This is a genomic window from Mesorhizobium sp. P2_F7 (assembly GCF_056403695.1).
This window is the reverse complement of sequence record NZ_JBFUFA010000001.1, coordinates 897,455-910,263: the sequence shown is the minus strand read 5'-3', so window position 1 is coordinate 910,263 and position 12,809 is coordinate 897,455. Positions and strand designations below refer to the sequence as shown.

Genomic DNA, 12,809 nt, shown 5'->3' with positions numbered 1-12,809 from the left:
CCTACCTCCCCCTTGTGGGGAGGTCGGACCGAAGGTCCGGGTGGGGGTCCGGGGCTAGTGGCCAAAGAATGAACTGTTTCAATCCGGAGTGACGACTTGAAAGCCAAACTGGGCATGTCCCCCATTGCGTGGTGGAACGACGATCTTGCCGAACTCAGCGACGACGTCTCGCTGGAAGAGTGCCTGCGCCAGTCGCGCTCGGCCGGCTTCACCGGCATGGAAATGGGCCGCCGCTTCCCCAACGATCCCGCTGTCATGCTGCCGATCCTGAAAAAGGCTGACGTGACGCTGTGCGGCGGCTGGTTTTCCGGCACGCTGGTCGATGAGGACATGGGCAAGAACAAGGATCGCATCCAGCCGATGATCGACCTGTTCAAGGCGGTGAATGCGCCTTGCATCGTCTATGGCGAGGTCGGCCGCTCGATCCAGGGCGACCGTTCCAAGCCGCTTGCCACCAAGCCGAAACTGTCGAGCGACGAGATGAAGGCCTATGCAAGGCGGCTGACCGAGTTCGGCGAATGGTGCGCCGAGCAAGGCATGCCGCTGTCCTATCACCACCACATGGCGGCAGTGGTCGAGACCGAGCCGGAGCTCGATGCCTTCATGCGTCATTCCGGCGACGGCATTCCGCTGCTGCTCGACGCCGGGCATCTGGCCTTTGCTGGAGGCGAAGTGCTGCGCGCCATCGACAACCACCACAAGCGCATCAGCCATGTCCATGTGAAGGATGTGCGCATGAGCGTCATCGACGGGCTCGACCGCACGAAACAGTCCTTCCTCGACGCCGTGGCGCTCGGCGCCTTCACCGTGCCGGGCGACGGTTCGCTCGATTTCGGCGCCATCGTGCAGCGCTTTGCCGACCATGGCTATGAAGGCTGGTTCGTCGTCGAGGCCGAGCAGGACCCGAAGAAGAACCCCCCGCTGAAGATGGCGCAGGTCGGCCACAAGGAGTTGATGCGGGTGATGACGGCCGCCGGCTACACCGTCGAGACGCAAGGCTTTCCCAATGTCTGATGCGACGGGTTTCCGCCGAGCCAGCTTGCTTTAGATTGGCCCGATGAAAGATTACGAGCACCCATTCTTCCGGCCGCTGTGGCGGCGCGTTGCCGTCGTCGCCGTCTGCGTGATCTGGGCGATCATCGAATTTGCCTCCGGCACACCGTTCTGGGGCGTTATCGCGCTGGGCTTCGCCGCCTACGCCGTCTGGCAGTTTTTCTATCTCTACAAGCCGGTCGACGGGGCGAAGCCTCCGGTCGAGCCGAAGACTGGCGCCGAACCGAAGGAATGACCGCAATGTCGAAACTGCTCGTCAAAGCCGACAAGGGCCATGGCCGCGTCGCCCATGTCACGCCCAAAAGCGCCGGCTGGACCTATGTCGGCTTCGACCTGCATCGGCTCAAGCCGGGCGAAAACGCCTCGGGAAAGACGGACGATCGCGAAGTCTGCCTGGTGTTCGTCACCGGCAAGGGCACCGCAAAGGCCGGCGGCCAGGATCTCGGCCTGCTCGGCGAACGCATGTCGCCCTTCGAAGGCAAGCCATGGTCCGTCTATATCCCCGAGGGATCAGACTGGTCGGTCACCGCCGACACCGACCTCGAACTCGCGGTTTGCTCCGCGCCGGGCCTGGGCGGCGGCCTGCCGGTCCGCGTCATCGCGCCCGACGATCTCGGCCAGGAGGTTCGCGGCAAGGGCACCAACACGCGCTACGTCACCAACATCCTGCCGGAAGGCAAGCCGGCCGATTCGCTGCTGGTGGTCGAGGTCATCACGCCCGGCGGCCACACATCGAGCTATCCGCCGCACAAGCACGACCAGGACAATCTGCCTGCCGAATCCTATCTCGAGGAAACCTATTACCACCGCCTCAACCCGCCGCAGGGCTTCGCCTTCCAGCGCGTCTATACCGACGCCGACCAGAACGGCGCCCGCGAACTGGACGAGGCGATGGCGATCGAGGATGGCGATGTCGTGCTGGTGCCCAAGGGCTACCACCCCTGCGCCGCCTGCCACGGCTACGATCTCTATTATCTCAACGTCATGGCCGGGCCGAAGCGGACGTGGAAATTCCACAACGCGCCCGAGCACGAATGGCTGATGAAGGCTTGAACAGCCCCCATTTTCGGCTGAACCTATTGGTCCAGCTTCGAAAAATCGTCGGCTAAGGACCTGTGGGGTCGATTCGCCATCGAAAACCCGCATAAGCTTCGTCAATCCGTCATGGAAATCACCTATGGCAGCGGGCTGACGAGGATTTCTCATGCGCTACGCCATCTATTTCACACCGAGGCAGGACGAACCGCTGGCGCGGCTCGCCGCCAACTGGCTGGGACGCGACCCTTTCGGCGGCGCCACCAGGCCGGTGGAAGCGGTGGGCGAACTGTCGGCGGCGGAAGTCGCCTTCCACACCGCCTCGGCGCGCCGCTACGGTTTTCATGCGACGCTGAAGGCCCCCTTCCGGCTGGCCCCCAACGAGACGGAAGCCTCGCTGCGTGCTGCCCTGGACGTCTTTGCCGAAGCGACGCCGACGGTCACCATCCCGCGCCTCGTCGTCAGCCAGATCGACGGCTTCTTCGCTCTGGTGCCGGAAGCCCCGCTGCCGCCGCTCAACCGTTTCGCCGATGATGTCGTGCTTGGCTTCGACCGTTTTCGTGCGCCGCTGACCGAGGCCGAGATCGAGCGGCGCAGCCCAGATTCACTGAAGCCGGCCGAGTTCCGCAATCTCTGCCAGTGGGGCTATCCCTATGTGTTCGAGACGTTTCGCTTCCACATGACCTTGTCGGGCCGGGCCGGGCCACAGGAAAGCCTACGTCTGCGCGCAGCAATCGACAGCCTGTTCGCCGCGGTGCTGCTAAAGCCCGTGCTGGTGGATGCGCTGACGCTGTTTGTCGAAACCGAATCGGGCGCCCCGTTCATGGTGCTTTCCCATCATGCGCTCGGCCGCCGCGCTGCGAGAAAAACCGCCTGACTACCCTGACCAACTTCGCCTGAACCCTAAGGACTGCCTGAAATGACCGCCGAGACCGTTTTGACCAATGCCCGCATCGTGCTTGCCGACGAGATCGTCGAGGGCTCGCTCGTACTGCGTGACGGTTTTATTGCCGGCATCGACGCCGGCACAGGGCGGAGCGGCGAGGATATGGGCGGCGACTACATCATCCCCGGCCTGGTCGAACTGCACACCGACCATCTCGAAGGCCACTATGCGCCGCGCCCGAAGGTGCGCTGGAACCCGGTTGCAGCCGTGCTTGCCCATGACGCGCAGGTCGCCACCGCCGGAATCACCACCGTGCTCGATGCCCTGCGAGTCGGCATGGACGAGGATGCCGACCTGACCTCCGACGACATCCGCAAACTGGTCGACGCCATCGAAGACAGCGGCGTGAAGGACCGGTTGCGGGCCGATCACTTCCTGCACCTGCGCTGCGAGGTCTCGGCGCCGGATTGCTTGCAAGCCTTTGCCAATTTCGATGGCGACGAACGGGTCCGGCTGGCGTCGCTGATGGACCATGCACCGGGACAGCGCCAGTTCGTCAACCTCGAGACCTACGCCTATTACTATCAGCGCAAGCTGAAGTTGACCGATCGCGACTTCAAGCTGTTCTGCGAAAAGCGGATGGGCGAGTCGGCGCGTTATTCAGGCCCCAACCGGGTTGTTATCGCCGCAGCTTGCCAGGAGCGCGGCATTGTGCTGGCGAGCCATGACGACGCCACATCAGGCCATGTCGACGAGGCGATTGAGCAAGGCGTGCGCGTCGCAGAGTTTCCAACCACGCTGGAAGCCGCCAAAGCTTCGAAAGAGGCCGGGCTCGGCGTGCTCATGGGCGCGCCCAACGTCATGCGTGGCGGCTCGCACTCGGGCAATGTTTCGGCCCGAACGCTGGCCGGCGACGGCCTGCTCGACATCTTGTCGTCCGACTACATTCCGTTCAGCCTGATCCAGTCGGCCTTCTTCCTCGGCGATGTCGTTGAAGGCATTTCCTTGCCGCAGGCGGTTGCCATGGTGTCGAAGAACCCGGCCGAGGCCATCGGCCTCAGCGATCGCGGCGTCATCGAACAAGGCCGCCGCGCCGATTTGGTGCGGGTGCGCGTCGACGATCACGTGCCGGTCGTGCGCACCGTCTGGCGCCAGGGCCGTCGGGTCGCCTGATGGTTTCGGCGTCGATCGAGCGCGAACTCACCGCCGAGGCCTTTCCGGTCCGCAACGGCGTCTTCGTCGCCGTCGTCGGCCCAAGCGGCGCCGGCAAGGATACGGTCATCGGCTACGCCAAGGCGTTATTTGCCGACGAGACGCGGCTGGAGTTCGTGCGCCGGGTCATCACCAGGCCGAGCGACTCGGCAAGCGAGGATCACGACACATTGGCCGACGCGGCCTTTGTCGAAGCCGAAGCCGACGGCGCCTTCGCCATTTCCTGGGAGGCGCACGGTCTGCGCTACGGCATCCCGGCCGATGTCGACTGGTCGATTGCCAACGGCCATGTCGCGGTCGCCAATGTCTCGCGCGCGGTCATCCCGGTGCTGCGGGATCGCTATGCCAACCTGGCTGTTGTCGAGATCACCGCCGCCCCGGAAATCCTCGCCGAGCGGCTGGCCCAGCGCGGCCGCGAGTCGCGCGGCGAAGTGCTCGCCCGCCTCGCCCGCAGCGCCAATGTCGCTCTGTCCGGACCCGGCGTCACTTCGATCGACAATGGCGGCCCGCGCGAAACCGCCGGCGAGCGCTTCGCCGAAGTGCTGCGCAAGGCGATGGCCTTCTCCGACATGTCGGGCGTAATTTAGGGCCCTTACCTTCTCCCCTTGTGGGGTGAGAAGCGGTTCGCGCAGCGAACGAAAAGCCAATAGCTTGGCTTTTCGAGCCTCGAACGCCCTGAGCCTGCGAAGGGCCGGGGCGGTCCACCTGCCGGGTCCCCGCTGCTTCGCAGCGTCCCGGCGTTCGCCAGCCTTTCATCGTGCCACTGGCACGATGAATTCGCTTATGCGAACCGGCTGCTCACCCCACAGGGGGAGAAGGAAGAAGCAGCGCCAGCTCTACTCCGCCGCCACGGCGCCCTTGCGGCTGGCGTCGAGCATCAGCCGTCTTGCGCGGAACACGCCCCATTGCTGGTCGACCAGCACGCCGATGAGGATCACGCCGCCCATCACCGCGAAGTTGAGCGAAGACGGGATGCCGAGCAGATTGACCAGGTTCTGCAACTCCTGCAGCAGCACGGTGCCGAGGATGACGCCGACCAGCGAGCCTTCGCCGCCGCGCAGCGAGAAGCCGCCGAGCACCGCCGCCGCAATGGCGTAGAGTTCATAGAACTGGCCATGGCTGGCCGGCGAAATCGAGCGCGTATACATGGCGAAATAGATCGCCGACAGCGCCGTCAGCACGCCGCAGATGACATAGGCGGCCATGACGACGCGGCCGGTGCGGATCCCGGAATATTTCGCGGCTTCCTCGTTCTTGCCGATGGCGTAGAGATAGCGGCCGAACACCGAGCGGTGCAGCACCACCCACATGACGATGGCGATGACGATCAGCGCGATGAAGCTGTTCGGCACGCCCCACGACCGGCCGGCGGTGAGGAATTCCAGCTCCGGAAAATTCTGCCCGAAGCCGAAGCCCGCGGTGCCGTCGGCCGTGTAGAAGCGCGCCACGCCGCGATAGATCAGTAGGCCGCAGAGCGTCACCACGAAGGGCTGTAACTTGAGCCGGGTGATCAGCCAGCCATGCACCAGCCCGATGATGCCGCCGAGCACCAGGATCAGCGGCAGCGCGATCGGCCATCCCAGGCCGCGCACGGCGATGAAGTCGATGAACAGCGTACCGAGCAGCGCAACCACCGAGCCGACCGACAATTCGATGCCGCCGGTGATGATGACGAAGGCCTGGCCGATCGACAGGATGCCGAACAGCCCGATCAGGTTAGAGGTGTTGGCAAGATTGATCGGCAGCAGGAAGCGCGGGTTGATGGCGGTCACCACGGCGCCGACCACCAGGATCAGGATCAGCAGGCCGAGATCTTTCTTGCTCATCGTCTTCTCCCCAATGCCGGACCGGCCCGTGCCGGAATCCGGCTAATTTGCCGGCTTGCCGACCGCCAGCAACAGCACGTTTTCCTGGCTGAATTGTTCCTTGTCGAGAATGCCCGAGATCTTGCCCTCATGCATGACGGCGATGCGGTCGGACACGCCGATCACCTCTTCCATGTCGCTGGAGATCATCAGCACGGCGACGCCGGCATCGGCCAATGCCCGCATCAGCCCGTAAATCTCGGCCTTGGCGCCGATGTCGATGCCGCGCGTCGGCTCGTCGAGGATCATCACCTTCGGGTTCATGGCCAGCCATTTCCCCAGCACCACCTTCTGCTGGTTGCCGCCCGACAGCGAGCCGGTGCGCGTCTGCACCGAGGGCGCCTTGATGCCGAGATCTTTTTTCTGCTTCTCGGCGGTGACGGTCTCGGCACTTGCCGACACCAGCTGGCGCTTCGCATGGGCCGGCAGGTTGGGCAGCGAAATGTTCTGCGCGATCGACAAATCGAGCAGGATGCCGGTCAGCTTGCGATCTTCAGGGACGAGAAAAATGCCGTGCGCGACGGCATCGGCCGCCGAGCCCAGGACAAGCGGCTTGCCGTCGAGTTCGATCGTGCCGCCAAGCGCGCTGTCGATGCCGAAGAACACCCGCGCCAGCTCGGTGCGGCCGGAGCCGACAAGGCCGGCGAGGCCGAGGATTTCGCCGCGCCTGACATCGAGATCGACCGGCCGGGCAGGGTAGGCGGGGGTACGGATGGCTTTGGCCGACAGCGCCGTGGCGCCCGGTGCTCGCGCCGCTTCGGAGGCTTTCTCGCGCTCCTTCAGCATGCGGCCGATCATCAGCTTGACCATCTGGTCGTGATTGATGGCGCTCTTCGGCAAGGTGCCGGCCAGCATGCCGTCGCGCAGCACCACGACGCGGTCGGCGACACGCTCGATCTCGTGCAGGCGGTGCGAAATGAAGATGACGCTGATGCCGTCGGCCTTCAGCGCCTTGATGACATCGAGCAGCTTGTCGGTCTCGGCGATCGGCAGGCTCGATGTCGGCTCGTCGAGGATCACCAGCCGCGCCTTGATCGACAGCGCCTTGGCGATCTCGACCATCTGCTGCTGCGCCAGCGACAGGTTTGCGACCGGCGTATCGGCGGAGAAATTGGCGCCGACGCGCTTCAGCAGCGGCGCCACCATATCGCGCAGCTTCGCGCGGTCGACCAGTCGCAGCGGCCCACCGCGTAACGGCTCGCGGCCGAAAAAGATGTTGGCGGCGACGTCGAGGTTTTCGAACAGGTTGAGTTCCTGATGCACGAAGGCGATGCCTGAGCCCAGGCTGCCTTCGACGCTGAGCCCGTCATGCGCAACGCCGTCGACGGTGATGGTGCCGCTGTCCGGTCTGGTGACGCCGCCCAGGATCTTCATCAAGGTCGATTTGCCGGCGCCGTTTTCGCCGACAAGGCCGATCACCTCGCCCGGTCTGACCTCCATGGAAAAACCGTCCAGCGCGACAACGCCCGGATAGGTCTTGCGCACGTTCTCGAGGCCGAGGAACGGGGTAGTCGCTGCGATGGATGTCTCGGAATAGTTCATCAAGCCACAATTGATCGCGCTTGCCAGCAGCCGCTGGGCCAAAATGGCCCCTTCAGCAGACTGACGGGCCTTCGCCCGCCCGTCAACACGATCGCCGGCCCAAGGCGAACCTTGAGCCGGCGTAACTGCTCGTGGCCTCAGTTTCCGGACATCGCCTTCAGATTGGCTGCATAGGCGTCGACATCGTCCTTGCCGATGATCTTGGTCGGGATGATGATCAGGCCGCCTTCCGGAATGCCGGACTTGTCGCCTTTGAGATAGGCGGCCATCAGCTTCATGCCCTGATAGGCCCATTCGAAGGGCTGTTGCACGACAGTCGCCGCCACAGTGCCTTCCTTGACGCCGCCCAGCGTGATCGGATCGTCATCGAAGCCGACGACGGTGATCGAGCCGAGCTTGCCGGCGTCGCGCAGCGCTTCATAGATGCGCGGCGTGTTGTAGGAGTAGAAGCCGACCATGCAGGTGATGTCGGGGCTGGCGACCAGCGCGTCCTCGACATTCTTCTTGGCGCGCGCCTGGTCGATATCGTCGCCGCGCACGTCGACCAGTTCGATCTTGCTGCCGGCGAGACCGTCCTTCATGCCCTGGATGCGCTCCTTGGCATTGTCGGCGCCGAGCAGGCCGACGAAGCCGAGGCACTTGCCGCCGTCCGGCATCGCCTTCTTGGCAATCTCGGCCGCCTGCTTGCCGGCATCGACATTGGACGAGCCGATATAGGCGACGCGCTTGGTCTGTGGCGCATCCGAGTCGGTGGTGAACAGCGCCGTTTCCGAGGCGATCTTGTTCAGCCCATCGGTCGAGGTCTTGGGGTCGACGGCGGACACCATGATGCCCTTGACGCCGGCGGTCACCAGATCGTCCATCAGCCGCTGCTGGATGGCGACCGAGGACTGCTCGGGATATTTGAGTTCGAGATTGTAGTCGGGCAGTTCGCCCTGCGCCTTCTTGACGCCGGCTTCCGCCGCCTTCCAGAAGTCGGAAGCGCCGTTGACGACGAAGGCCAGCGTCGGCTTGTCGTCGGCGCGCGCAATGGCTGTCGCTGTCAGGCCAAGCAGCAGGGCTGCGGTGGCCACGGATGCATGTCGTATCAAGGATTTCATGTTCAACCTCCCGTTTTGGCCCAGTCGTCGGACTGAACCGATCCTGCATTCACTGAATTGCCGCTTGCGATCTGGACGCCCTCCTCCTCAGGGTTCCCGGCACTGAAAAGAATGGCGTCGTTCCAGTCGCGATCACGGACTTTAGAGACTCATCCCATGCTCGTAAATAGTCTGATTTGTCTGACATATCACATGTCCGAGACAAAGCTTGCGGACGCAATCCCCGCTCACCATCAGGCTATTCACTGCACTTTCTGCCGCGCTAGCCATAAACCGAGCCGGACGCGACGGATTGACGTTACAGCGCATCTTTGTATTAGTAAACAGTATTAGTAAAAGGTCCCGGGAGACGACTCGGCGGCGGCCTCGGGGCTCGCTCACCGGAGAGGCGTCGCCTCGGCTGCGTCTAGACGTATGCCTTGCGGCCATTGAGTTTCCATCGAACGGAGAGGCGTAGCGGCCGCGATCCAAAACTGATAATAAACATAATCAAATCCGGCGACTTCAATTAGTAGACGGCGCCAAGCCATCTTGTCGGCCTGACAGGCTGCCGCTAGACAGGCGGAGGATTGGGGACACGAATGCCATGAGCGAGACGAGGGTTCCGGAGGTCGGCGAGACGGCGCGGCGGCGCAAGGCGTCGGCCAAAACCGCCAAAGGCGGTCGCGTCACCATGACCGACATCGCCAGGGCGGCCGGCTGCTCGCAGGCGACCGTCTCCTTTGTGCTCAACAACTCGCCCGGCATCAGGCTGTCGCAGCAGACGCGCGAGCGGGTGATCGACGCGGCGCGTTCGCTCGGCTACACCGCGCCCGCCTTCTCGGCGCTGCGCAAGCCGGTTCCTGCTTTCGAGGGGCTCGATGGCGTCATCGGCTTCGCCGTCGACCAGCTCGCGACAAGCCCGGAAGCCGTCGTCGCCATCGAGGGCGCGCGCCAGGCGTCGTGGAACGCCGGCAATGTCTTGCTAGTCGCGCAGACCATGGGCGACGCCGTCATGGAGCCGCGCGCCATCGCGGCCCTCACCAAGCGCGGCATCTCGGCGCTGATCTACATGACCATCTTCACCCGCGAGATCTCAGCCCCCGACTTCCTCTACGGCCTCGATATCCCGGTCATCCTGCTCAACTGCTACACATCGGACTATGCCTTCCCGGCCGTGGTGCCCTCGGAGATCGCAGGCGGCCAGAGCTCGACCCGGCATCTGATCGGCCATGGCCACCGCCGCATCGCCACCATCACCGGCGAGCCATGGATGCAGGCTGCGCAGGACCGGTTGAAAGGCTATCGCAGGGCGCTCGCGACCGCCGACATCCCGTTCGATCCGGAGTTGGTGGTCGAAGGCGACTGGTCGGCAAGTGCGGGCTATGCCGCGACCGTGAAGCTTTTGGCGCTGAAAGACCGTCCGACCGCCATCTTTTGCCAGAACGACCGCACGGCCATCGGCTGTTACGAAGCGCTGAAGGAAGCGGGCCTGCACATACCGCAGGACATTTCCGTCGTCGGCTATGACGATGAGGAGATCGCCCGGCATCTGTTCCCGCCGCTGACGACATCGATCCTGCCGCACATGGCCATGGGCCAATGGGCGATCGAGCAGCTGGAAGTGCCGCCACCTCCCGGCCGCGGCCGCTATCCCATCACCAAGCTGGAATGCCCGCTGGTCGAGCGCGACTCTGTGGCGGCGGTGTCTGGACAAGGCTGACGTTCCCATCCCGAAGCAAGTCGGGATGGGTCTGTTCAGCATTTGCGCCTCAGGGAAGGATTCATCCGAACCCCGGGATCAAGCCTTGGCTAGAGCGGGTCACCGTTTCACGGAAGCGGCGACCCGCTCTAACTCGTTGTTTTGACGCAATTCCGGACGGAAAACCGTTTCACACTTTTCCTGGAATTGCTCTAGAACCGCAAGATGACAAAGGAGCGCCTGCGATAGCAGCGCCTGTGCCACCGGCCATGCCGCCAGAAGGTGCGGCAGTGCCGTCTCCAGACACGCCGCCTGTGATGGCGACGGTGCCATCGCCGATGGTAGATCTGCTCGACATCGCCCGGGCCTTCGCCGTCATCGAGAGAATTGGCATCCTGCTTGTCGAGTTCATCGAGAATGCCGTTGCCTATATTGGGAACCCCGGCCACGGCCTCGAGAGGCCTAACCGTGGTAGCAAGCGCCGCGGCCCCCGCAACGCCGAACAATGCTGTCAAGAATGATCGCCGATCCATCAAAACCTCCATCAGAGGATTAGGCTAACATTAGCCAGATAGAGCGGCTGGGACAAAAGGCCAGAGGACTTCGGGGGCTGGTATAAAAGGGGTTAATCAGGCAGATGGCAGCCAGCCAGGCGGCAGTCAGCGCAAGGCCGCGACCGGGCGTCGCGCTTCCCTGGGCCGGGTGACCGAGCCATGCAGAATGCTGCCGATGTTTGCGACCAGAAACGCGGCCAGCTCGCGCGCCGGCACATCCAGCCGTTGCGAGGGCGCGATCAAGGCCAGCTCGGACGGCGGCTGTTCGGCAAAACCGTCGGCGGCGCCCAGCAGGCGGTGCTCGGGCAGCACCGCATCCACCGGCAGCAGGCTGATGCCCAGCCCCGACGCCACTGCCGCCTGTACGCCGATCAGTCCCTGGCTTGTATAGGCGATGCGCCACATCCGCCCCGTCGCCTCGATGGCGCGCGTCGCCCTCTGCCGGTAGATGCAGCCTTGCGGAAACATGGCGAGCGGCACCGGGTCGGCGTCGAGCGCCCCGGACGCGCCGGCTACCCAGACCAGCTTTTCCTCCCAGCGTCCCAGGCAAGGCGCGTCGCCGGGTTCGCGCTTGATCAGCGCCAGGTCGATCTCGCCGATATCCAGCAGGCGCCGCCGCAGCTCGAAACTCCAGCCGCTGACAGTGTCGAGGCGAAGGTGCGACGAAGCCTTCGCAAATCCCGACAGCAGGTCGATCAGCCGCCGGCCGGCAAAGTCTTCCGGCACGCCGAGCCGCACCGTCTTCGGCGCCGCAGGCTGCCGCAGGACGGCTTCCGCCTCCGCCGAGATCGACAGCAGCCGGCGCGCATAGCCGAGCAGCACCTCGCCCTCTTCGGTGAGCTGCACACCGCCCGGCGCGCGCTCGCGCACGAGCAGGCTGTGGCCGACGCTGTCCTCCAGCCGCTTGACCTGCTGGCTGATGGTCGATTGCGTCAGGTGAACGCGCTCGGCTGCGCGCGTAAACCCGCCGGTTTCGACGACCGCGACGAAGCTGCGCAACAGATCGAGATCCAGATCCATTCGAAATCCCACTTGACCCTATCGCAACATTTAATTTTCAAATGACTGAGATCGCTGGCAGTGTCCAGCCAACTTTCCCTGAGGTCTCTACAAATGGCATTGAACGGGCCGCGCCCGACCTGGCTGACATTCGATTGCTACGGAACGCTGATCCAGTGGGACGAAGGCCTGATGGCGGCGATGGAAACGATCCTTGCGCGCAAGGGCCGCAAGATCGAAGCGGAAGACTTCATCCCCGCCTATGACCGGCACGAGCACGAGCTCGAGCACACCAGGCCGCATCTGTCCTTCGCCGACGTCACCGCAAAGGCCCTGCGGCTGGCGCTGCGTGAGTTCTCGCTCGAAGCGGCATCCGATGATGCGGAGCTGCTGACCGCGTCGATCGGCAAGATGCCGCCTTTCCCGGACGTCGTAGCAGCGCTGCGCCGGCTAAAGGATGCCGGCTTCAGGCTGGCGATCATCTCCAACACCGATGACGCCATCATCGCCGGTAATGTCGCGCAGCTCGACGGCGCCATCGACCGGGTCATCACCGCCGAGCAGGCGCAGGCCTACAAGCCGTCGGGGCAGATTTTTGAACATGCCTGGCGAACCCTTGGCGTGACCAGGGACGAGCTGGTGCACATCTGCGCCAGCCCGCATCTCGACCTGACCGCCGCGCGCGATCTCAACTTTCGCGCCGTGTGGGTCGACCGCGGCACCGGCCGCCGCCCGCCACCCGACTACCAGCCGGACGCGATCGCGCACGGGCTGGATGAGGTATCAGGTTTTTTCGAAGCGGCAGGCTGGCTTCCGGCCCGGTAACGCCCACGCGAAGCGCGCCACCTCAGAGGTGACGGGCTGGGCCGCTGGCAGCTGCCA

Annotated in this window: 13 protein-coding genes; 9 read left to right on the top strand and 4 right to left on the bottom strand. The window is 64.2% G+C overall.

All coding sequences use genetic code 11. The annotated features are described in order from the left end of the window. The first annotated feature begins 96 nt into the window (after positions 1-96). The 6 genes from iolE to phnN all read left to right on the top strand — a co-directional run bounded on the left by iolE (position 97) and on the right by phnN (position 4,773). Positions 97-1,014: a myo-inosose-2 dehydratase gene (gene iolE / locus AC1DZ8_RS04155; RefSeq protein WP_477308487.1), complete on the top strand. Its 918-nt coding sequence runs from the start codon at positions 97-99 to the stop codon at positions 1,012-1,014. 43 nt (positions 1,015-1,057) lie between these two features. Further along, positions 1,058-1,288: a DUF3329 domain-containing protein gene (locus tag AC1DZ8_RS04150; protein ID WP_112559931.1), complete on the top strand. Its 231-nt coding sequence runs from the start codon at positions 1,058-1,060 to the stop codon at positions 1,286-1,288. A 5-nt stretch (positions 1,289-1,293) separates the two neighbouring features. Further along, complete coding sequence (iolB, locus tag AC1DZ8_RS04145) at positions 1,294-2,106, top strand: 5-deoxy-glucuronate isomerase (RefSeq protein ID WP_477400330.1); 813 nt, start codon at positions 1,294-1,296, stop codon at positions 2,104-2,106. Positions 2,107-2,257: 151 nt separating this feature from the next. Beyond that, a complete protein-coding gene (locus AC1DZ8_RS04140; RefSeq protein WP_477308491.1) occupies positions 2,258-2,965 on the top strand; it encodes a DUF1045 domain-containing protein in 708 nt (235 codons plus the stop codon). 42 nt (positions 2,966-3,007) lie between these two features. Next, positions 3,008-4,147 (top strand): alpha-D-ribose 1-methylphosphonate 5-triphosphate diphosphatase, encoded by a 1,140-nt coding sequence (locus tag AC1DZ8_RS04135; RefSeq protein ID WP_477308493.1) that lies wholly within the window; start codon positions 3,008-3,010, stop codon positions 4,145-4,147. Further along, positions 4,144-4,773: a phosphonate metabolism protein/1,5-bisphosphokinase (PRPP-forming) PhnN gene (phnN, locus tag AC1DZ8_RS04130; protein ID WP_477400411.1), complete on the top strand. Its 630-nt coding sequence runs from the start codon at positions 4,144-4,146 to the stop codon at positions 4,771-4,773. The genes AC1DZ8_RS04135 and phnN overlap by 4 nt, the downstream gene beginning before the upstream one ends. Before the next feature lie 249 nt (positions 4,774-5,022). On the opposite strand, the gene AC1DZ8_RS04125 is transcribed toward phnN, so the two are convergent. The 3 genes from AC1DZ8_RS04125 to AC1DZ8_RS04115 all read right to left on the bottom strand — a co-directional run bounded on the left by AC1DZ8_RS04125 (position 5,023) and on the right by AC1DZ8_RS04115 (position 8,693). Then, positions 5,023-6,012 (bottom strand): ABC transporter permease, encoded by a 990-nt coding sequence (locus AC1DZ8_RS04125; protein ID WP_477308495.1) that lies wholly within the window; start codon positions 6,010-6,012, stop codon positions 5,023-5,025. 42 nt (positions 6,013-6,054) lie between these two features. Beyond that, positions 6,055-7,593, bottom strand: a complete 1,539-nt coding sequence (locus tag AC1DZ8_RS04120) for a sugar ABC transporter ATP-binding protein (protein ID WP_477308497.1) — start codon at positions 7,591-7,593, stop codon at positions 6,055-6,057. Between the two features lie 137 nt (positions 7,594-7,730). Next, positions 7,731-8,693 carry a sugar-binding protein gene (locus AC1DZ8_RS04115; RefSeq protein ID WP_181056760.1) on the bottom strand — a complete coding sequence of 321 codons (963 nt, stop codon included), beginning with the start codon at positions 8,691-8,693 and terminating at the stop codon, positions 7,731-7,733. A 673-nt stretch (positions 8,694-9,366) separates the two neighbouring features. Between AC1DZ8_RS04115 and AC1DZ8_RS04110 the strand changes: the two genes are divergently transcribed. Together AC1DZ8_RS04110 and AC1DZ8_RS04105 are read left to right on the top strand one after the other, a co-directional pair. Beyond that, positions 9,367-10,395: a LacI family DNA-binding transcriptional regulator gene (locus tag AC1DZ8_RS04110; protein ID WP_477308513.1), complete on the top strand. Its 1,029-nt coding sequence runs from the start codon at positions 9,367-9,369 to the stop codon at positions 10,393-10,395. Positions 10,396-10,712: 317 nt separating this feature from the next. Then, entirely contained in the window at positions 10,713-10,895 is a 183-nt protein-coding gene (locus tag AC1DZ8_RS04105) for a hypothetical protein (protein WP_477308499.1), read from the top strand. 138 nt (positions 10,896-11,033) lie between these two features. Here AC1DZ8_RS04105 and AC1DZ8_RS04100 read toward each other — a convergent pair whose 3' ends face one another. Next, positions 11,034-11,948, bottom strand: a complete 915-nt coding sequence (locus tag AC1DZ8_RS04100; protein WP_477308501.1) for a LysR substrate-binding domain-containing protein — start codon at positions 11,946-11,948, stop codon at positions 11,034-11,036. 93 nt (positions 11,949-12,041) lie between these two features. On the opposite strand from AC1DZ8_RS04100, the gene AC1DZ8_RS04095 reads away from it, so the two are divergent. After that, positions 12,042-12,752, top strand: a complete 711-nt coding sequence (locus AC1DZ8_RS04095; RefSeq protein ID WP_477400329.1) for a haloacid dehalogenase type II — start codon at positions 12,042-12,044, stop codon at positions 12,750-12,752. Positions 12,753-12,809 lie beyond the last annotated feature (57 nt).